Source organism: Marinomonas aquiplantarum (genome assembly GCF_003314975.1).
Lineage (GTDB): Bacteria > Pseudomonadota > Gammaproteobacteria > Pseudomonadales > Marinomonadaceae > Marinomonas > Marinomonas aquiplantarum.
Genome location: NZ_QNRF01000006.1, coordinates 1 through 20,446, shown reverse-complemented (window position 1 = coordinate 20,446; position 20,446 = coordinate 1). Strand labels below are relative to the sequence as shown.

At 45.5% G+C, this 20,446-nt stretch carries 17 protein-coding genes; 8 read left to right on the top strand and 9 right to left on the bottom strand.

Going from position 1 to position 20,446, the window contains the following annotated elements; all coding sequences use genetic code 11:
- Positions 1 to 2 precede the first annotated feature (2 nt).
- The 6 genes from DFP76_RS11955 to speB form a co-directional block, all read right to left on the bottom strand.
- Positions 3 to 734: a class II aldolase/adducin family protein gene (locus tag DFP76_RS11955; protein WP_113874878.1), complete on the bottom strand. Its 732-nt coding sequence runs from the start codon at positions 732 to 734 to the stop codon at positions 3 to 5.
- The gene (locus tag DFP76_RS11950; protein ID WP_113874877.1) at positions 727 to 2,271 is read right to left on the bottom strand and encodes an amino acid ABC transporter permease/ATP-binding protein; all 1,545 of its coding nucleotides are present in this window, start codon (positions 2,269 to 2,271) and stop codon (positions 727 to 729) included. Before DFP76_RS11950 ends, DFP76_RS11955 begins: the two co-directional genes overlap by 8 nt.
- A gap of 152 nt (positions 2,272 to 2,423) precedes the next feature.
- Positions 2,424 to 3,221: an ABC transporter substrate-binding protein gene (locus tag DFP76_RS11945; RefSeq protein WP_113874876.1), complete on the bottom strand. Its 798-nt coding sequence runs from the start codon at positions 3,219 to 3,221 to the stop codon at positions 2,424 to 2,426.
- Between the two features lie 80 nt (positions 3,222 to 3,301).
- On the bottom strand, positions 3,302 to 4,348 hold the full coding sequence (locus DFP76_RS11940) for an isopenicillin N synthase family dioxygenase (RefSeq protein WP_113874875.1): 1,047 nt from the start codon (positions 4,346 to 4,348) through the stop codon (positions 3,302 to 3,304).
- A 46-nt stretch (positions 4,349 to 4,394) separates the two neighbouring features.
- Positions 4,395 to 5,243 (bottom strand): sugar phosphate isomerase/epimerase family protein, encoded by an 849-nt coding sequence (locus DFP76_RS11935; RefSeq protein ID WP_113874874.1) that lies wholly within the window; start codon positions 5,241 to 5,243, stop codon positions 4,395 to 4,397.
- A gap of 58 nt (positions 5,244 to 5,301) precedes the next feature.
- Positions 5,302 to 6,258, bottom strand: a complete 957-nt coding sequence (gene speB, locus DFP76_RS11930; protein WP_220150995.1) for an agmatinase — start codon at positions 6,256 to 6,258, stop codon at positions 5,302 to 5,304.
- Between the two features lie 151 nt (positions 6,259 to 6,409).
- Here speB and DFP76_RS11925 point away from each other — a divergent pair, with 151 nt between their 5' ends.
- Positions 6,410 to 7,315 (top strand): LysR family transcriptional regulator, encoded by a 906-nt coding sequence (locus DFP76_RS11925; protein WP_113874873.1) that lies wholly within the window; start codon positions 6,410 to 6,412, stop codon positions 7,313 to 7,315.
- A 60-nt stretch (positions 7,316 to 7,375) separates the two neighbouring features.
- On the opposite strand, the gene DFP76_RS11920 is transcribed toward DFP76_RS11925, so the two are convergent.
- A complete protein-coding gene (locus tag DFP76_RS11920) occupies positions 7,376 to 8,026 on the bottom strand; it encodes a LysE family translocator (protein WP_113874872.1) in 651 nt (216 codons plus the stop codon).
- Positions 8,027 to 8,107: 81 nt separating this feature from the next.
- On the opposite strand from DFP76_RS11920, the gene DFP76_RS11915 reads away from it, so the two are divergent.
- Positions 8,108 to 9,034 (top strand): LysR substrate-binding domain-containing protein, encoded by a 927-nt coding sequence (locus DFP76_RS11915; protein ID WP_181799842.1) that lies wholly within the window; start codon positions 8,108 to 8,110, stop codon positions 9,032 to 9,034.
- 66 nt (positions 9,035 to 9,100) lie between these two features.
- Here the strand turns inward: DFP76_RS11915 and DFP76_RS11910 are convergent, their stop codons facing one another.
- Entirely contained in the window at positions 9,101 to 10,069 is a 969-nt protein-coding gene (locus DFP76_RS11910) for a lipid A deacylase LpxR family protein (RefSeq protein WP_245931928.1), read from the bottom strand.
- Between the two features lie 422 nt (positions 10,070 to 10,491).
- On the opposite strand from DFP76_RS11910, the gene DFP76_RS11905 reads away from it, so the two are divergent.
- The 5 genes from DFP76_RS11905 (at position 10,492) to purU (ending at position 16,728) form a co-directional block, all read left to right on the top strand.
- Entirely contained in the window at positions 10,492 to 11,745 is a 1,254-nt protein-coding gene (locus tag DFP76_RS11905) for a sarcosine oxidase subunit beta family protein (RefSeq protein ID WP_113874871.1), read from the top strand.
- Positions 11,746 to 11,775: 30 nt separating this feature from the next.
- A complete protein-coding gene (locus tag DFP76_RS11900; protein WP_113874870.1) occupies positions 11,776 to 12,060 on the top strand; it encodes a sarcosine oxidase subunit delta in 285 nt (94 codons plus the stop codon).
- A 12-nt stretch (positions 12,061 to 12,072) separates the two neighbouring features.
- Positions 12,073 to 15,090, top strand: a complete 3,018-nt coding sequence (locus DFP76_RS11895; RefSeq protein ID WP_113874869.1) for a sarcosine oxidase subunit alpha — start codon at positions 12,073 to 12,075, stop codon at positions 15,088 to 15,090.
- Complete coding sequence (locus DFP76_RS11890) at positions 15,083 to 15,748, top strand: sarcosine oxidase subunit gamma (protein ID WP_113874868.1); 666 nt, start codon at positions 15,083 to 15,085, stop codon at positions 15,746 to 15,748. The genes DFP76_RS11895 and DFP76_RS11890 overlap by 8 nt, the downstream gene beginning before the upstream one ends.
- A 113-nt stretch (positions 15,749 to 15,861) precedes the next feature.
- Positions 15,862 to 16,728 (top strand): formyltetrahydrofolate deformylase, encoded by an 867-nt coding sequence (gene purU, locus DFP76_RS11885; RefSeq protein WP_113874867.1) that lies wholly within the window; start codon positions 15,862 to 15,864, stop codon positions 16,726 to 16,728.
- 90 nt (positions 16,729 to 16,818) lie between these two features.
- On the opposite strand, the gene DFP76_RS11880 is transcribed toward purU, so the two are convergent.
- Entirely contained in the window at positions 16,819 to 17,439 is a 621-nt protein-coding gene (locus DFP76_RS11880; RefSeq protein ID WP_113874866.1) for a phosphoadenosine phosphosulfate reductase domain-containing protein, read from the bottom strand.
- A 238-nt stretch (positions 17,440 to 17,677) separates the two neighbouring features.
- Between DFP76_RS11880 and dld the strand changes: the two genes are divergently transcribed.
- A complete protein-coding gene (gene dld, locus DFP76_RS11875; protein WP_113875042.1) occupies positions 17,678 to 19,423 on the top strand; it encodes a D-lactate dehydrogenase in 1,746 nt (581 codons plus the stop codon).
- Positions 19,424 to 20,446: the final 1,023 nt, after the last annotated feature.

The window sequence follows — 20,446 nt, the reverse complement described above, 5'->3', positions numbered from 1 at the left end:
CATTAGTCCTTATAAGACGAATCGATGCGATCCAGTTTGCGTAACCAAGCTTGCCAGACAGCATGACGTTCATGCTCAACCTTTTTGAATTGCTCTGACACGTAAGAAGCAAGGTGATCAGGAATCGTGTCTACAGGCGATAAATTTGCCATCTGTGCTGCGGCCAGCTGAATTTCGCATGCGCGATTTAAGTAATACATCACTTGGAAAGCGTCCGCGACACTGGTTCCGACACTGAGTAAGCCGTGATTGCGTAGTATTAACGCGATGTTTTGTCCTAACGAGGCTTGAATTCGTTCGCGCTCTTCCAAGTTAAACGCAACACCTTCGTATTGGTGGTATCCCAATCGTTGATGAAATTCCGCACTGATTTGATTTAAATTCAACAAGCCTTTATTGCAAGCTGCCACAGCCATGCCAGCTAGAGTATGGGTGTGAATAACACAATGAGCGTCTTCACGGGCCATGTGGACTGCGCTGTGTATCGTAAATCCTGCCGGATTATAGTCAGCATTGCCGTCGATAATATGACCGTGCATGTCAACAATAATCAAATCGCTTGCGCAGATTTCATCGAACATAAAACCAAAAGGGTTAATGAGAAATTTGGGTTCTCCGTCACCGGGAAGACGCACTGAGAAATGCGTGTAAATGGTATCCTCCCACCCGAGCATTGAGGCCAAACGATAAGCTGCGGCAAGATCTTGACGTAACTGAGCCTCTGTTTTAGACATGTTTGCTTTCCTCATTTTCCATTCCCATAAAACGTTTCATACGCAATAATTCTGGTGTACTCGCATCGGCATGTTCTATATCACTTGGACTGGTATCGACTTGAATTACGCCATGTTCCATCATCACAATACGGTCAGAAACAGACAGTGCGAAGTCCATTTCATGAGTTACTATGATGAGAGTCATGCCTTCTTTAGCAAGATCTTGAATAACTTTTAACACTTCACCAACCATTTCTGGGTCGAGGGCAGACGTAGGTTCATCAAATAAGATGATGTCTGGTGAAAGAGCTAGTGTTCTAGCAATGGCAACTCTTTGTTGTTGACCACCAGAAAGTTGATGAGGGTACTTGTTTGCATGAGCCAACAAGCCCACACGATTTAATAAGAACAGAGCTTGTTTACGACAGACCTCTTTCTCTTTGGTTGTACCATGATAGCGAGCAGCCATCATGATATTTTCCAGCGCTGTTTTGTGTGGAAAAAGATTGAAGCTTTGAAATACCATGCCAATACGCTGCATTCCGCTACGTACCTTTTTCATATTGGGCTTTTCATGACCTTGAATAAAGTCTTCACCAAACAGAACCACTTCACCATCATTTAGCTTTTCCAGCATATTAATGGTACGAATTAAGGTGGTTTTGCCTGAACCGGATGGCCCAATAATACTGATTACTTCACCGATGGCGACCTTCATATCAATTTGTTTCAGAACGACATGGTCGCCAAATCGTTTCACCAGTTTTTTAAGCTGTAAGGCTGGTGGAAGGCCTGTAAGGCTAGAGGTTTTTCTGATCGGCATCGCCACGGCTTGTTGGCGAAGTGCATCACATTCTGCGTCAGATAAGGTAGCGGGTTTACGGGAAGGTACATCCATTTTTCGTTCAATGAATTGAAGAATCGAACCAAAGATGGTGACAATGGCGACGTAGTAAACAGCCACGGCTAACAGGGTTTCCATCACAAGAAAGTTTTGTGAGTACAGACGCTGTCCTGTTTGTAGTAACTCTGGTAATGAAATCGCGGAGACTAAAGAGCTTAATTTGATTGCAGTAACGTATTCATTGGTCAAGGCTGGCATGGAAATACGCAGTGCTTGGGGAATAACGATTAAGCGCTGAATGCCTAGAAAACTAATGTTTAAAGCATGTCCTGCTTCGTGCTGGCCTTTATTAACAGACAGCAAACCACTGCGATGAATTTCGGCAATATAAGCGGCTTCTGTGATGACCAAACTGACTAAGCCGGCAATAAAAGGCACACCTAAAAAAGGACCGGTTGAGGGAAAAAGTTGTGGCATATTGTAGACAAATACCAATACGACTAAGAGCGGCACACTGCGGAAAAACCATATAAAGACACCTGCAGGAAGGTTTAACCAGCGGGAGGACGACATTTTTGCACAGGCTACGACAAAGCCTAAAACCAGACCTAAAAACCAACCAAGCGTACTCAGTATGATGACCGTGACGCAGGCACTGTAAAACGCTGACATCGTAAACAGTGAGAAAAAGTATTCCCAATCTAGACTCATGAGATCTCCAATGGATTAATTTGGCCTATAGGGGACAGCTGTTCTGCCCCTTGCCCCATATAGGCCGTTTATGTATTACCGTTTTCAATGTGGTAATTGAGTTAAATGATTCAATTAAGTTGTCGCAACTTCTGGCTAAGAGGTCTTGATACTTATTTCACTGGAGAAAGTTCGTACTTTTCGAGTAGCTTTGCATAAGAACCATCCGCTTTAATTTCAGCCATGGCTTTTTCAAAAGCGGCTTTTAACTTGAGGTTGCCTTTTTTGACGTAAATTCCCAAGGTACTTGGGTAAATCAAATCATCAGAGCTAATTTGAATGCGACCTTTTGTGCGCTTCACAAACATATTTGCCGCACCTGCGATTTCGACTTGCGCATCAATGTTGCGAGACAGCATAGCTTGAGTTGCTTCTGGTGCTGATGGGAATTCTTGTACGTAAACTGGTTTCATGCCATTCGGAACACAGTATGTATCCGATAATTCTTTAAAGGCTTTTACCCAAGAGGTACCTTGTTGAAGGCCAACTTTGACGCCACACAAGTCTTTATCTGTTCTAGGTTGAATGGCACTGCCTTTTGGCACCATGATTGCGGCACCTGTTCGTGCGTAAGGCACTGCATCGGCTTTTTTCAAGCGCTCTTCTTTGATGTACATGCCAGAAATAACCGCGTCGAATTTATTCGCACTTAGGCCCAAAATCAATCCAGTGAACTTATTATCACTAAAGCTTGGCGTAACATTCATTTTTTCAGACAGCAGGGCGGTTAATTCAGGGTCAAAGCCTACGACTTTATCACCGTCATAAGATTCAAACGGTGGGTATGTAATTTCCATGCCAATGACCAACTCACCTTCTGTTAGCGTGGCCGCGGCAAATGTTGTTTGGCACAGCACCCCCGCGGTTAGTAGGCAGACAGTGCTCATCAGTTTGCTTGTGATTTTTTTCATAAGTCAGTTCCTCTAGGATAGTTCGTTCACTTTTGTGTTTTCTGTCAATTTTGTAATGACACTTTTTCGCTTTTTTATGATTAGTTATTATTATTTTTGAGGTGGCCAAAGGTGCCCACTCCAGTTGCTCGCTCAGGTAATGACAGTTCGCCTTTGGCAACTTTTTCGCGCAAATAGCGATAAGTTTGTAGAGCTTGGCTGTACATATGGTCGCCAATACTCAGTTCTTTGTATTCTTGTGAACCATTATCAAACTGTGGCAAAGGACGGATTAATGTATGGTAATCGCAGGCGAAAAACAGCGGGAAAGAATAACGTTCTTGCTCCACTTTACGAACACGATGAGACGTTGCGACAAATTGGCCTGCTGTTAGGACTTCAAGCATGTCTCCGATATTAATGATCAGGGCTTCTTCATCGTCGTTTTTTAATGGGGGGGCGTCTATCCATACTCCATCCTCATTCATGACTTCCAAACCAGGTTGGTCCGAGAGCAGCATAGTAAAGCACTCATAATCTGTGTGCGCGCCGATACCTGGACGATCTTCCGCTTGAGCATCATATGGGTAATGAATAAGACGTAACTTGGCTGGTGGACAACTGACCATGGCATCGAAATAGTTCTCTTCCAGGGACAGTGCCAGTGCAAATCCAGAAAAGAGAGTTCGACCCAGTGAAAATACCGTTTCGTAATAATCCAATGCAGGATCTTTGAAACCTTCTAACGTTGGCCAATCGTTCTCACCAATGAGAGGGGTTTTGTTAACCACATAGGGGTGATCTTTAGGGGCTGGAAAGCCAATGTCAAACGCTTCTTTTTTGTCAGGTTTACCTGTGCCGTATATTTCTTCGCCTTCTGGTACAAAGCCTTTATGGGTGGCAGAAGAACCAATGTAGTAGGCCATCTTTTCTTCTTTAGATTGAGCAAAAAATGCCTTTGCCGCTTGTCGAAGTCCCTTGATTTTCTGAGCCGGAATACCATGCCCTGTGACGTATAAAAAGCCGACTTCGCGAGCGGCTTTGCCCATTTCGTCAGCAACCGCTTGACGGTCAGCTAGAGATTCGCTGAATAACCCAGCAACATTCACTACAGGAATGCGGGTAAATGCTTGTTGTTTTTCCTTCATGGTTTTCTCTCCGCTTTCAATACTTGACCTATTTGCCCATAGGTCATTACTTGGATGTTGTTATAAACTCGTTAAAATGTTTCTGTTCTTCGATGGCAATCCAGTCATTTAAAGACCATAAATCTGCAACAGGAACATTGGTAAAAGGCAAATGGTGAAGATAGCCATCTGGCCCAAATTCTGTCGTCATGGTGGTCGTAGCACGACCTTCCTTTAAGTGGTATTGCCACACGGATTTCCACATTGATTGATGGAAACGAAGTGCCGTTTGATACTCTGGCGCTTCAGGATGGGGCACTTGAGCGCCTTGGTCATACCCTACTCGGGCTTGAATGTGGAAAACCCGCTTAAGAAACTCTGATAAGTCGTCTTCAGGTTGATTCAACAAACGTTCGCACACGAGTACCCAATGGCTGATGTCCATGGTGAATTTCAGATCGGGTAACTGGCGAATCAAATCCAGCGTCAGCCATGGGCTGTAAAGCGAGGTTCCTCTGTGTGTTTCAAAGCTACAGACTATGCCAGCTTTGTCCGATAAGGCTTGCGCTTGACCAAAGAAATCGACTTTTTCCGACAAGGACCAACGATCATTTCCGGGTAACACATTGATGAATTTTGCATCCATTTCGATGGCAAACTCGATCTGTGTTGCCATTCGAGCCAAATGTTGTTCTGGTGTTTCTGACTGATCTGGTATGACATCACCACCGGTGAACAAAATAGCGATGTAATCTAACTCGTTCTGCGTTAGAGCTTGCTTGAATTGTGTCCTTGCTTCCTGCTTCAATGGAATGCGAGCCTCGACACCTTGAAAGCCAACGTCTTTCAACTTAGGGGCGATCTGATCCAATGGTTGATTGACACCCCAAAGAGTACGAAAAAGCGCTAATTGCATGTTGTTACTCTCTTTTGATCTTTAGAATTAAGTGAAATCGCCTGCATGAACTAAACTGTTATCGGTAGTTCACCTTGGGTAAAATACATAGCATTTCATATAGATAATTAGCGGCTAATTGCGATGTGTTTCCACTGACATCGTAAGGAGGTGATACTTCTACGAGATCTCCGCCAATTACATTTAAACCTCGGCAACCTCGTACAATTTCTAACCCTTGGGAGGAGGTCAAACCACCAACTTCAGGGGTACCCGTACCAGGAGCCCAAGCAGGATCAATGCCATCTATGTCGAATGAAATGTAAACGGGGCTGTCGCCCATTTTTTGGCGGATTTTTGCCATAAGAGGTTCCATCGATTTATACCAACATTGCTCAGCCGTTATCAGCTGAAAGCCTTGATCTTCGCCCCATTTGAAATCTTCAGAAGAATAGCCTTGAGCGCGTTGGCCGATCTGTACGACTCGCTCGCAGTCCAACAAGCCTTCTTCGACGGCACGACGAAAGGTTGTTCCGTGCGCGATTTTTTCGCCAAACATGTGATCGTTTGTATCGGTATGAGCATCAATATGGATCAAACCAACTGGGCCGTGTTTCTTTGTCAGGGATCGCAAAATGGGTAAGGTTAAGGTGTGATCACCACCCAATGTCAGTGGAATTAATGGGTAATCATTCAGGTGGTCGTAGTATTTCTCGATGATATCGACTGACTTTAATAGGTTGTAAGTGTTAATCGGTACGTCACCAATGTCGGCCACAGATAACGAATCAAATGGCGCTGCGCCTGTCGCCATATTATAAGGTCGAATCATTACTGATTCGGCTCGAATCTGGCGAGGGCCATAACGTGTTCCTGCTCTTTGAGAAGTACCAACATCCAAAGGAATGCCGACGAACGCCACATCCAATTCCTCTAGCTTTTCAACAAAAGGCAATCTCATCATAGTGGCTCGTCCACCAAAACGTGGCATGTCGTTTCCGCTCTGTGGTTGATGTAATGGTTTTTCTATAGACATATACCCTCGTCTTTTTTATCGCTAAGTAATTTGAGTCATTTGTAAGGCTTAATTCGATACTAGAAAACAAAGCTTGACCAATAAATAGCAAATGCCAAATACTTACTTCACTTATTACTGAAGTATTAATTGACGGTTTAGGAAGGGAAACATGTTGAAATCTGATAAGCACATAAACATTCGTTTACTCGAAGTTTTTGTCTCGGTCGTGAAGCACCAAGGGTATTCTGGTGCGCAACAAGCGCTTAATCTTTCCACATCGGCCATCAGTAACTATATGAGTGAGTTGGAAAGTCATGTAGGCTTTACCCTGTGTCAAAGAGGTCGTTCAGGGTTTAAATTGACCGAAAAAGGTCAGCAGTTTCTCCATCAAGCGATTAAGTTATTGAGCGAGATAAACGAATTAGAACGTCATGCAGAGATGTTAAAAGGAGATTTGGGCGGAACGTTTCGTATCGCGGTATTGGATGCCACAGTGCTAGACGATACTCTGTCTATGTCCAACATTATTCGTCAATTTAATGAACGCTTTCCTGCGGTTCATATTAACCTCCAAATTCGCAGCCCTCATGAGCAAGTGCAGGGTATTTTGAACAATGATTTAGACTTGGCGATCGGCAATTTCCCATCGAGTGTGAGTAATCTCGTCGAAGAGAAGCTCTATCGAGAACAACATTGGCTCTATTGTAGTCACCTAAACCCACTGTTTGAAAATAAACAGATTACCCAAGACCAGGTAACACAATGTGGTCTAGTGACACGTAGCTACTGGACCAGTGCAGATTTGCGTCAAAAAGGCTTTGGACATAGCACCGCGACAGTAGAAAGTATGGAAGCTCAGTTGACGCTGATTCTTTCTGGAAAATTTGTTGGTTATTTGCCCGAGCATTACGCTCAGAATTTGGTTGTATCGAATCAGTTAAGGCCATTATTGCCGAGTGAATTTGGCTACCAAGCCCCATTTTCTTTAATCTGCAAAAGAGGGCGAAGTAAGGAGCTGTTTATTCGAACCATGAGAGAACTTCTCATTACACAAACGGCTGGAAAAGCCAAATAGCGAACGCTTCACTTTTTATTCCTGTTACTTGTTTCGCCAGAGTGTTATCGGCACTTATGCTCAATGGCTTATCAAAAATTTAATGCCAAACCCCATTAATAACACACCAGACACTCGCTCGATCCAATCTTTGAGGAAAGCGCTTTTTTGTTGAATGTGAGAGGTTGTTAATAGTGTGGCCACTATCGCAAACCAGATGAAATGAACAAGAGCAATATACGCCCCGTAGCTCAATTCCATGAGTAAGGATGTATCAGTCGAAATTACTTGGCTAAACAAAGAGACAATAAACAACATGGTCTTTGGGTTGAGGGCATTGCAAGCAAATCCAGACCAAAAAGCCGAGTGCGAATTCGATATTTTCTCTGCTTTTGAGTTAGGTGCTGAGAGTGAGCCCTGTTTGAAAAGACGGCTTCTGATATCTGGCCACAGAGCAGATACGCCAAGCCAGATCAGATACATAGCACCGACGTAGCGTAACGTATTGAGCACCCAAAGGTTATTCGCAAAAACAATCCCTAAGCCAAGCAAGGTATAAGCAAGATGCACACTGATCGCAGTGCTAATGCCGAATGCGCACAACACACCAGCTTGGCGTCCTTTTAATAGTGATATTTTAGATACCATCGCAAAATCGGGGCCTGGGCTAATGACGGCGAGTAGGGTAATAATGGCAACGGAATAGAGTTCGAAATGATCTAAATGAGACATGGTATCTTCCTTTTATCTGTGAATAATAGAATTATCAAACTATTTTAAATTCATTAAAATCGATAATTTTTGGTGATTATTGTGAGTAAAAATCACAGATATAGGCATCTTCCACCCTTGAATGCTCTGCTGGCTTTTGAAGCGGCGGCACGGTTACAGAGCTTCACCAAAGCCGCTGAAGAATTGCACCTGACACACGGCGCGATCAGCCGTGCTGTGGCACAAATTGAAGAGCGCATTGGCGTGGCATTATTTAAGCGCCAGAACCGCAGAGTCTACTTAACGACGGCTGGACAGCGTTTATTGAAAACCAGTCGTCAAACCTTGGATGCACTAACAGAAACAGTAGAAGAGATTCATCGTCACGATATTGATTCCCCTTTTTTAGTGGTGTCTTGTGAGCCGAGTTTGGCGATGCGATGGCTAATGCCGAGGTTGGGAGAATTCAAGGCATTATGCCCAGAATTACACATTGATCTGCGCATGTCGGGTGGGCCAATTGATTTATTGGAGGAAGGCTGTGATCTCGCCATTCGACGCTTGGATTTTAGCGTCAAAGGCGATTATCAAATCACTAAATTGTGTGCTGAGTTTGCTGGGCCTGTGTGCAGTGAAAGCTATTGGTTTGAGCAGATTCAGCAAGACCTTAATCAAGCAAATTGGCTGCACAGCCGGACTCGTCCACAGGCTTGGTATGATTGGTTGTCTATTGAAAAAGACCAAACGGCGTCACCGAATACAGAACAACACTTCGATCACTTTTTTTATGCGTTGCAGGCCGCACAAGATCATCTTGGTATGGCAATTGGCTCAACGCCTTTGGTCTCTGATGACCTGCAAGCTCGGCGTTTGATTAGCCCGCTGAGACTGCAACCTACAGGCTATGAGTATGGCGTATTAACCTTACACTCACTGGCTCAAGATCAAAGGATAAAGACTTTTACCGATTGGTTATTGGATTTAATACCAAATGATCTTGAATTATTTAATGACGTTAATCTTGTTTAATGTGTTTTTGGAAAGAAGAAAATAACCCATCGTTGATCAAGTCTAGCTATAAGAACCAAATTGACCCTAAAACTCCCATGCAAGGGTTAATGTTCCGAATTTATTCAATCTCTCTGTTTGTTTTGAAGAGAGAGATTCATCTTCAGAAAAAGAAGACTGATAAGCAAAGCTCAATGATGAACGATCTGTAATAGAGGAGCTGAAGCCAACAACCAAAACACTATAGCTGTGGTCGTAATCAATGGAACGACTGTCACGAAATGTGTTTCCATCCGTCACAATCTGATTAAAAACATAATGACGAAGTGCGCCAGCATAGGCAAACCAACTGTTTCGAATAGCAATTGGGTTTGAGGCTCTTGAACTGGATAATAACGCTGTGGCATAAGAAGAGCTGAGATTGCGTCCAACACGAAGAACAGCTCCTGCGTTAACATCACTTTTTAGCGTTCCTAGTCCTAACTGTCCTCCCACCAATAAATCAACAGTGTCATTATAAGACGCCAGTAATCTAAACACATGACCACGATTAAAAGAAAAAACGAGCTCATCTTTAAGTTGGGTATCCCATCCCATTGGCTTTTTAGCACCAATAAGTTTGTGAAATTCCGTTTGAGTTTGTTTTCCCTTGGCGCTTGGGCCGATTATGCCAAGCGTAGTACTGACCCAATTGGCGGAACGTCGACCGATTACAACATGACCATTGGTGTACTTGAGTAGCCCTGAATAAGGCAGCGAATTAGCTGGTGGGTTCTCTTGAGTTATGTCTTCAGCGGTCATCAAGCTCTGACCAAAACTGTGGATATTGATTCTACTTGTTCCGTATTGTGTTGGCATACTCCACATCAAAGGTCGAACCCAGATGTTTTCTCTAAGGTTATTTTGCATGTTATAGATTGAGAAATAGAGTCCATTTGTATAGCCATTGTCCTTGCCAACGAAGACATCATTATCCAGGGTAAAAGAGGCTGCATTAATAGCAAATAAAGGGCTGCAACCGATTAAGAAAAAACAACCTAGGCCTTTTTTTAACAAACGTTTTGACAGAGAAGTGAACAAGTTAGAAAGGTGGGTCAAAGCCTATGCCTCTAATTGATGATTTGGCTTAATTATATAAAAGTATGAGTGGAAAATGTTTGATAGATAGCATCTATAACTTTTTTGAATAACTTGTGCCTACCTTTCTAAGGTACGAACAAGTCCTCTTGCCTTAGCATGTAGATAAAAGCCTGTTATTCGAGGCGAGTGCCGAATGTGAATGGTTGGCCTATTGTCGTAATTTGTCATACCTCGGACGCTTCCAAGCATAAGAATCCCCTTCTTTGATTCTATTATCAGGTCGAATCCTAGGCGCTATTTTGTCTGCACTAGGCCAAGGCCTCATCAGAACAGTGATAGGCGATCATTTTGTACCACCCATGACAGTCATAGGGCTGTCTTTGTAAGGAGCTGATTTGATGCAGCATTATTCAGGCTTTGGGTTGTTAAAGCACAGTTTGACTCATCATGAAAACTGGCAGCGGGTATGGCGTAATCCAACCCCGAAAAAGAAATACGATGTCATCATAGTGGGTGGTGGCGGTCACGGTTTGGCAACGGCCTATTATCTTGCTAAAGAGTTTGGGGTGACCAATGTTGCGGTGATTGAAAAAGGCTTTTTAGGCGGTGGCAACACAGCACGTAATACCACCATAGTGCGCTCCAATTATCTTTGGGACGAAGCGGCGCACTTATACGAACACGCCATGCAATTGTGGGAAGGCTTGTCGCAAGAACTCAACTACAACGTCATGTTTTCACAACGTGGCTGCATGAATTTGGGCCACACCTTACAAGACATGCGCGACATTGAGCGACGTGTTAATGCCAACCGTCTCAATGGTATTGACGGTGAAGTTTTAGATGCTAAGCAAGTGCAAGAAATCGTTCCGGTATTAGATTGCTCAGAACATGCGCGTTATCCCGTCATGGGTGCGTCATGGCAGCCGCGCGCGGGTGTGGCCCGCCACGATGCTGTGGCATGGGGTTATGCCCGAGGTGCTGATGCCCATGGGGTGGATTTGATCCAACAAACCGAAGTGGAAGATTTAATCGTTGAAGACGGCACAGTCGTTGGTGTGAAAACAGCACGTTATGGTGAAATACGCGCCGATCGTGTGGGTTGCGTGGTGGCGGGTAACTCTAGTGTGTTGGCGAACATGGCGGGATTCAAACTACCGTTAGAATCGCATCCGTTGCAAGCTTTGGTGTCTGAGCCGATTAAGCCAATTTTGGATACCGTGGTGATGTCGAACCATGTGCATGGTTACGCCAGCCAATCAGACAAAGGAGACTTGGTCATCGGGGCGGGTATCGACGGTTACAACGGTTATGGTCAGCGCGGTTCCTTCCCAACCATTGAGCACACCATTCAAGCCATAGTGGAAATGTTTCCTGTGTTCAGTCGCGTGCGCATGAACCGTCAATGGGGCGGCATTGTGGACACCTGTCCTGATGCTTGTCCGATCATCAGTGAAACCCCGGTGAAAAACCTGTTCTTTAACTGTGGCTGGGGAACCGGTGGCTTTAAAGCGACTCCGGGTTCAGGTCATGTGTTTGCGGCTTCCCTAGCAAAAGGGGAAATGCATGAGTTGGCGAAGCCATTTTCTATGTTTCGTTTTCATAATGGCGCGCTGGTGGATGAACACGGTGCGGCCGGTGTGGCGCATTAATTGGGCTAAGACAGAGTTTGGAGAAAGAGTATGTTCCATATTTTTTGCCCACATTGTGGTGAATATCGTGAAGAAGAAGAGTTTCACGCCAAAGGCGAAGCGCACATTGCTCGCCCATTAGACCCAGATGCTTGCAGCGATGAAGAGTGGGGCGAGTTTTTGTATTTTCGTAAAAATCCGCGCGGCATTCATCATGAGCTTTGGGTGCATGCTGCAGGTTGCCGCAAGTTCTTTAATATCACGCGCAACACGCAAACCTATGAAATTTTAGAAGTATACAAGCTTGGCGAAACGCCATCGGTTGTGGCTGAGTAAAGGAGTCTGGTGATGTCTCAGAAAAATCGTCTTCAAGATGGCGGCCGCATTGATCGCAGCAAACCATTAACCTTCACGTTTAATGATGAATCTTACCAAGGTTACGCTGGCGATACCTTGGCGTCTGCCTTGATAGCCAATGGCGTTGACGTCATTGGTCGCAGTTTTAAATACAGCCGTCCGCGTGGTTTTGTTGCTGCTGGTGCCGAAGAGCCTAACGCTGTGGTACAGCTAGGGGCGACCGAAGCCACGCAAATTCCTAACGTGCGTGCCACTCAACAATCTCTATACCAAGGTTTGGTGGCGGCCTCAACCAATGGTTGGCCAAGTGTTGAGACTGACTTAATGGGCCTAGTGGGTAAAATCGGTGGGAAAATGATGCCACCGGGATTTTACTACAAAACCTTTATGTTCCCACAATCCATGTGGCCAACATACGAGTCTTATATTCGTAAAGCGGCTGGCTTGGGGCGCGCGTCGAAAGAAAAAGACGTCGATATTTACGACAAAATGAACCAGCACACAGATGTCTTGGTGGTGGGCGCAGGTCCTGCAGGTTTGATGGCGGCATTAAGTGCGGCTCAAGGTGGTGCTCGTGTGATCATTGCCGATGAGCAAAGTGAATTTGGTGGTAGCTTATTAAGTAGCAAAGAAACCATTGATGGCAAACCGGCAATGGAGTGGGTGGCACAAGTGGTTGCCGAACTGAATGAGTTTGACGATGTGCTCATGTTGCCCAACTCGCAAGTCAACGGATATCACGACCACAACTTCTTGACCATTCAACAACATTGTACCGATCAATTTGCTGATCGCGCACCAAATGGTGCAGTGGCGCAGCGTTTGCACAGAGTGCGCGCTAAATGGGTGGTGTTAGCCACTGGTGCACACGAACGTCCGTTGGTGTTTGGCAATAACGATGTACCGGGTTGTATGCAAGCCAGTGCGGTATCGACCTACATCAATCGATTTGGTGTGGTGCCGGGCAATGAATTGGTGCTGATGACTTCCAACGACGGCGCTTATCAAACCGCCATAGATTGGCACGATGCCGGTCGTCATGTGGTGGCCATTGTGGATGCTCGTAAAAATCCACAAGGCAGCTTGATCGATGCGGCCCGTGAACGCGGCATTAGCATCATGGTTGGCTCAGGCCTGATTGAAGTACAAGGTTCCAAGCGCGTGACAGGTGTGTCCGTTGCGCCACTGAATGAGTCGGGTGATAAGGTTACCGGTGCCGTTGCTAAACTCAAAGCCGATACGGTTGCCAGTTCTGGCGGCTGGAGTCCGGTCATTCACCTGTCTTGCCATACGGGTGCACGCCCAGTGTGGGACGACGAAGTAATTGGCTTTTTGCCTGGCCCAACGGTACAGAAACAGTTAACAGCGGGTGCGATTAATGGTGCGTTTACCACTCAAGCGGCGTTATCGCAAGGCATACAAGCGGCGGCGGATGCGCTAGCCAGTTTGGGGCTAGAAGTAACAGATCTTAGTTTGCCAAAAACAGAAGAAGTGATTCAGGACAAAGCCATGGCTTTGTTCCATATTCCGCACAATAAGCCAACGTCCAAAGCGCCTAAACAGTTTGTCGATTACCAAAACGACGTCACAGCCGCGGGTATTGAATTGGCCTGTCGCGAAGGGTTTGAATCCATCGAACACGTAAAACGTTACACCGCCATGGGCTTTGGTACAGATCAAGGCAAGTTGGGTAACATTAACGGTATGGCGATTGCCGCTAAAGCTTTGCAAAAAAGCATTCCAGAAACCGGCACGACGATATTCCGTCCAAACTATACACCAGTCACTTTTGGTGCCATTGCGGGTCGAGACTGTGGTGAATTGTTTGATCCGAAACGCTTCACAGCGATGCATGCTTGGCATGTGGAGCAGGGCGCTAAGTTTGAGGATGTGGGCCAATGGAAACGTCCTTGGTACTTCCCAAAAGGCAATGAAACCATGCAGGAAGCGTTGAATCGCGAATGTTTGGCAACCCGTGAGTCCGTGGGCATTTTGGATGCCTCGACGCTGGGTAAAATTGATATCCAAGGGAAAGACGCACGTGAATTCCTTGGCCGTGTGTACACCAATGCGTGGGCAAAACTGGCAGTCGGTAAATGTCGTTATGGTTTGATGTGCGGTGAAGACGGCATGGTGTTTGATGATGGCGTGACGTCTTGTTTGGGGGAAAACCACTTCCTTATGACCACCACCACAGGCGGCGCGGCACATGTTTTGGAATGGTTGGAGTTGTATCACCAAACTGAATGGCCAGAAATGGAGGTCTACTTCACCTCGGTGACCGATCACTGGTCCACTATGACGATTTCAGGTCCGAACAGTCGTAAATTGTTGGAAAAACTGACCGACGACGATGTCTCAAAAGACTATTTTGCTTACATGGATTGGAAGCAAATGACGGTGGCCGGCGTGCCAGCACGTGTGTTCCGTATCTCGTTCACGGGGGAATTGTCGTTCGAGATTAACGTACAAGCTAACTATGGTATGCACGTTTGGAAAGCCCTGTTTGAATCGGGTGAAGAGTTTAATCTGACGCCTTACGGCACCGAAACCATGCACATTTTGCGTGCTGAGAAGGGCTTTATTATTGCTGGTCAAGATACTGATGGTTCAGTGCATCCGTTTGACTTGGGTATGCCTTGGGCAGTAGCCATGAAGAAACCTTTCAGCTTCATTGGTAAGCGCGGTATGCAGCGTGAAGATTGTGTTCGTGCTGATCGTAAACAGCTGGTGGGTTTAAAAACCGTCGATCCTACTGTGGTATTGCCCGAAGGGGCACAAGGTGTGTTTGATCCTAACGCGCCGATTCCGATGCCAATGGTGGGTCATGTGACGTCCAGTTACTGGAGTGCCTGCTTAGGTCGATCCATTGCCATGGGCTTTGTCAAAGGTGGTCACGATAAAATGGGTGAAAAAGTCTTTTACCCATTGGTGGATGGCCGAGTGGTCGAAGCCGAGATTTGCCAACCTATTTTCTTAGATCCAAAAGGGGAGCGCCAGCATGTCTGATGTTAATAACGAAGCGCTTGAACAAGCGCCAATCAAGTTGGTGATGAATCAATTACCAGCTATCGATGTGCCATTTGAAAGCCCTTTACATCATGTGGAATTAGCCAAAATAGCAGAGCATGGCGAATCCCAAGGTGGTGTGGTGTTTCGTGAATTGTCATTGGGTCTGCTGACTTTGCGTTGCACACCCAATGCAGAACAAGCGACCAGCATTGAAGCAATACTGGGCGTTGCTTTACCCAGCAAACCACTCACATCCGTCTCTTCAGCGTCAGGGGAATTGACCGTGATGTGGATTTCCCCGGATGAGTGGTTATTGCAAGTACCGCAAGACAAAGCCTTTGAGCTGGAAACACGCTTTTTTGCTGAGGTCGGTGGGCATTACTCTCTGGTCAATGTGAGTGGTGGCAATACGGTGTTTGAACTGTCTGGCGAAGACGTTGTGAAGGTACTGAAAAAGTCCACACCAATTGATTTTCACGACAGTGAATTCCCCGTTGGCAAAGTGGTGTCCAGTGTGTTTGCGAAAAGTGGCGCAACCATTTGTCGTACCGCTGAACAAAGTTATCAGCTAGTAGTAAGACGCAGCTTTGCCGATTACCTTTGGTTGTGGTTGCAAGATGCCAGTAAAGAGTACGGTTTAACCGTCACTTGTTAAGGCATTTCATATCACCTTTCAAACTCTCAAGACACCCAAAGGTGTAGTGATGGGCTTTTCGGACTGCCCTCTGAAAAGCTCATCGCTTTACCCTAATTAAAAGAGACTTTTTCATGAAAACAAAAGTAGCGCCTTGGATTTTTACCGCCAGCTGCCCAAGTATTCTCGGTACAGTCGATGTGGTCACACGCTATATGGCGGAAGCCGGAAACTACATCGACGAAATTCATTCCTTTGACGATCGAGAGTCGGGGCGCTTTTTTATTCGTATTGAATTTTTGCCACAGCAAGAGAACTTTAGTGAACAAGCCTTTGCAGAAGCATTTGCGGAACGTGCGGCTGAATTCAACATGGAGTGGGCGTTAACAGCACCTGATCACAAACCGAAAGTGGCTATCATGGTGTCTAAGTACGATCACTGCTTGAATGACTTGTTGTATCGTTTCCGTACTGGTCAATTGAACATAGAGGTGACCGTCATTATTTCCAATCACCCAGATTTGGAAGACTTGGCAAAATGGCATGGCATTCCTTATTACCACTTGCCGATCAGCCATGAAACCAAGCTGGAACAAGAAGCCAAAGTGCGTGAATTAGTCGAACAATATGAAACGGAATTAGTGGTGCTGGCGCGCTACATGCAGGTTTTATCGCCTAGCATGTGTGAATATTTGGATGGTCGAGCGATCAATATTCACCATTCCTTATTGCCCGGATTTAAAGGCGCGCGTCCTTATCATCAAGCCTGGGAGAAGGGCGTAAAAATGGTCGGTGCCACGGCGCACTATGTGAACAATGACTTGGACGAAGGGCCGATCATTTCCCAAGGCATTCAAACCGTTAACCATGCCCATTACCCAGAAGATCTCATTGCCAAAGGCCAAGACATCGAAAGAGTAACCTTGTTCCATGCGGTGAAATGCCACGTGGAAAAACGTGTTTTCTTAAACGACAAACGCACGGTCGTTCTAGGGGGTTAAAGTTCAGCATTGTTTGTTTCTTAATAGAAAGAGCAAAACAAAAAAGGGAAGCATCGAGCTTCCCTTTTTTTATTGGCTTTTGAAATAGACTTACAGTTTTGTGTGCAAGCCACATTCACGACCAGCTTGTGCTTTGGTCGGATCAAAGTAGTGATCAGGCGTTGGTAAGTCGTGCTCGGCAAGATACGCTTGCATGTCTGCTTCTTTCCAATGCAATACAGGAGCAACCTTGATCACCCCATTCGGGCCCATTTCAAGTACTTTCATGTCCTTGCGGAATTCAGTTTGCTCACTGCGCACTGCAGTTAACCAGATGTCTGGAGCTTGTTCTGCCATGGCACGACGGAAAGGTTCCAATTTGAATTGCTCAGTAAACTCAACATGAGCTTCGTCGTCGACACTAGGAATTCCGCCCAATGCCGCATCACGGCGCGCTGCACTGACTTTTGGTGTGTAGACTTCCAGGTTAAGGTTTAGCTTGCCAATGATGTCTTCCGCGACCTTGTAGGTATCACGCACGTTGTAGCCTGAATCGATCCAGATAACCGGGATGTCGGCTTTCACTTGTGTCGCCATGTGCAAAATCACCGCTTCGTGAGGGCCAAAGTTAGTGGTCACAATGGGCTTTTGTGCGTTTTTCATTGCCCATTCGATGATAGCTTGTGGTGTAGCGCCTTCGAGTTCGGCATTGGCTTTGTCTAAATCAATCACAATTCTGCTCCTAAAATGAATGCAAGCATACTAAAAGTTTGTATGGGCAAACACAAACCACAAAAGGGCTAAAGGGCAAAAATCCCAAGACGGAATTGGCATAAGAAAATTCGAATAGCTTTTAAAAAAACAGACCAGATAATGCGCTCGATCAATAAATCCCCCTCAGCAGTTTTTATAGGTGGGGGAGTTGGGTATACTAATCGCCCTCATTCAACTTGTTGCGAAGTACAAAAAGATGACAAAAACCAGTTTCAGCTTAGACCTGGCCGCAGAATTGAAGGCCATTGTGGGAAGTCAGTATACCCTAACCGACGAAGACAAGAAGCAACCCTATTGCCAAGGTATGCGCTTAGGCAGTGGTAAAGCTTACGCAGTGGTACGACCTGGCTCGTTGGTGGAAATCTGGAAAGTCCTGCAAGCCTGTGTCAAAGCCGATGTGATTGTCATCATGCAAGCAGCAAATACTGGTTTAACCGGTGGTTCAACACCAAGCGGAAACGATTATGATCGCCCAATTGTCATCATCAGTACCATGCGCATCGACGACATACAGTTAATCGATCAGGGTAAGCAAATCATAGGGTTTGCGGGCAGTACCTTGTTTGGTCTAGAAGACACGCTGAAACCTTATGGTCGCGAACCGCATTCAGTGATTGGTTCGTCTTGTATTGGTGCTTCCATCGTTGGTGGTATTTGTAATAATTCTGGTGGTGCTTTAGTACAACGTGGCCCAGCCTACACAGAATTGTCACTTTACGCACAAGTTACCGAAGACGGCGAATTGCAACTGGTGAACAACCTTGGCATTGAATTGGGTTCTGAGCCAGAAGAAATTTTGACTAATTTAGAACACAAAAAATACCAAGAAAAAGACGTACAATTTCCAGACAAGCGCGCTTCAGACAACGAATATCATGAGCGTATTCGTGACGTAGACGCTGACACACCATCACGCTTTAATGCTGATAAGCGCCGTTTATATGAGTCTTCTGGTTGTGCGGGTAAATTGGCCGTGTTCGCGGTTCGTATTGATACTTTCCCAATCCCAGAAAAACATCGTGTGTTCTACATAGGCACTAATGATCCAGCTGTGATGGAGCAAATGCGCCGTGACATGTTGTCGACCTTTGATAACTTGCCAGTGTCTGGCGAATACCTGCACAGCAGCAGTTACGACATCAGTAAAAAGTACGGTAAAGACAGCTATTTGGTAATCGACAAATTAGGCACCAAATACATTCCGAAAATGTTTGCCATCAAACGTACCGTGGATCGCTGGGCGGGTAAGTTCAAATTCCTACCGAACAAATTGTCAGACCGTATCATGCAATACGCGAGTCAGATTTGGCCAAACCACTTACCTAAGCGTATGGAAGATTTCCGCGAAAAATACGAACATCATTGGATCGTCGAAACCGCCAATGAGGGTGTGGACGAAGCGCAAGCTTATTTGCAGGAGTTCTTCAAAAACAATGAAGGCGATTACTTCGAATGTACCGAGCGTGAAGCAGATCAAGCGATCTTACACCGTTTTGTAACCGGTGGCGCCTTAACCCGTTACCACATTATGAATGGCAAAGACCTAGGCTCCATCATGACCATTGACGTGGCCTTCCCACGTAATGAACAAGATTGGTTTGAAGTATTACCGCCAGAAATCGACGATAAAATCGCCGTGAAAATGTACTACGGTCATTTCTTCTGTCACGTGATGCACCAAAACTACATCATGAAAAAAGGCGTCGATGGTAAAGCGGTTAAAGAGCAAATCTTGTCCAGCTACGATGCCCGTGGTGCAGAATACCCAGCCGAGCATAACGTGGGGCACGAATACATTGCCAAACAATCCTTACGTGATTTCTACAAGCAGAATGACCCAACCAACAGCTTTAACCCAGGCATAGGCGGCACCAGCAAGTTTAAGCACTGGAAAGAAGCGAGCGGCGAAAGCAGCGATTGTGGTTGTGGACACGGCCACTAATTCATAGCCTGAATTATTTTCGGTTTGCTCTGCCCGAAGGGGGCACGCCTGACGAACTCTCATGTTCCTTCCCCTTATGTCTTCAAGGGGAAGGCTAGGATGGGGTTAGTCTAGCAACCTCAAATTCACTGTTCCTTAGGTTATTTTGGATTCCTCTTATTAGCTTTGATTGGGGAGCTTTTTTCCGCTCTGCTGAGCGGGTAACTTTTGCCAAACGATGCAAAAGTAACCAAAAAATCTTTTTCAGAATCATAAGGGCTCATTGCTTTCGGATGTTGCCAATGTTTGCATAGGGTTCACTATTGTAAGGTGTTGAGCTGTTTTGATGCTTGGAGAAAGGTCTTCGGTTACTGGCTTGGGAAGACCATAAGGTCGCGCAATCAGGATCGCGTCGAATTGATAAGGGTTGAGTTGCTCATTACCTCTTTTTACGTTTTAAAGCATTTCACACCTGACGAACTCTCATGTTCCTTCCCCTTATGTCTTCAAGGGGAAGGCTAGGATGGGGTTAGTCCATCAACCTCACACAAACTTAGAGTAAACAACGAAATATAGGTCTGATCCCGTCAAACCAAATCTCATGTTCCTTCCCATTATCTAAAAGAAAGCTTTTTCAAGGGGAAGGCTAGGATGGGGTTAGTCCAGCAGCCTCAAATGAACTCATTACTATCTACAACCAAACCAAATCTCTTGTCCCTTCCCCTTATGTTTTCAAGGGGAAGGCTAGGATGGGGTTAGTCCATCAACCTCACATCAACTCAGAGTAAACAACGAAATATAGGTCTGACCCCACCAAACCAAATCTCATGTTCCTTCCCCTTTTCAAGGGGAAGGCTAGGATGGGGTTAGCCCAGCAACCTAAAACGAACTCATCGCTAACAACGATATGTAGATCTGATCAACGCCATCAGGCAGTGAAAGCAAATTATTATAAGATTTTATCCAAAGGGCTGTCTGTCCCCGCGAAATGTTGGCCTATAACATGAGTATAAATTTGAGTTGTCGATACATCGTTATGACCTA

Excerpts from the sequence above, each read along its gene's own strand:
- DFP76_RS11955 (WP_113874878.1), bottom strand. The coding sequence starts at position 734 with ATGTCTAAAACAGAGGCTCAGTTACGTCAAGATCTTGCCGCAGCTTAT.
- DFP76_RS11950 (WP_113874877.1), bottom strand. The coding sequence starts at position 2,271 with ATGAGTCTAGATTGGGAATACTTTTTCTCACTGTTTACGATGTCAGCG.
- DFP76_RS11945 (WP_113874876.1), bottom strand. The coding sequence starts at position 3,221 with ATGAAAAAAATCACAAGCAAACTGATGAGCACTGTCTGCCTACTAACC.
- DFP76_RS11940 (WP_113874875.1), bottom strand. The coding sequence starts at position 4,348 with ATGAAGGAAAAACAACAAGCATTTACCCGCATTCCTGTAGTGAATGTT.
- DFP76_RS11935 (WP_113874874.1), bottom strand. The coding sequence starts at position 5,243 with ATGCAATTAGCGCTTTTTCGTACTCTTTGGGGTGTCAATCAACCATTG.
- speB (WP_220150995.1), bottom strand. The coding sequence starts at position 6,258 with ATGTCTATAGAAAAACCATTACATCAACCACAGAGCGGAAACGACATG.
- DFP76_RS11925 (WP_113874873.1), top strand. The coding sequence starts at position 6,410 with ATGTTGAAATCTGATAAGCACATAAACATTCGTTTACTCGAAGTTTTT.
- DFP76_RS11920 (WP_113874872.1), bottom strand. The coding sequence starts at position 8,026 with ATGTCTCATTTAGATCATTTCGAACTCTATTCCGTTGCCATTATTACC.
- DFP76_RS11905 (WP_113874871.1), top strand. The coding sequence starts at position 10,492 with ATGCAGCATTATTCAGGCTTTGGGTTGTTAAAGCACAGTTTGACTCAT.
- DFP76_RS11900 (WP_113874870.1), top strand. The coding sequence starts at position 11,776 with ATGTTCCATATTTTTTGCCCACATTGTGGTGAATATCGTGAAGAAGAA.
- DFP76_RS11895 (WP_113874869.1), top strand. The coding sequence starts at position 12,073 with ATGTCTCAGAAAAATCGTCTTCAAGATGGCGGCCGCATTGATCGCAGC.
- DFP76_RS11890 (WP_113874868.1), top strand. The coding sequence starts at position 15,083 with ATGTCTGATGTTAATAACGAAGCGCTTGAACAAGCGCCAATCAAGTTG.
- purU (WP_113874867.1), top strand. The coding sequence starts at position 15,862 with ATGAAAACAAAAGTAGCGCCTTGGATTTTTACCGCCAGCTGCCCAAGT.
- dld (WP_113875042.1), top strand. The coding sequence starts at position 17,678 with ATGACAAAAACCAGTTTCAGCTTAGACCTGGCCGCAGAATTGAAGGCC.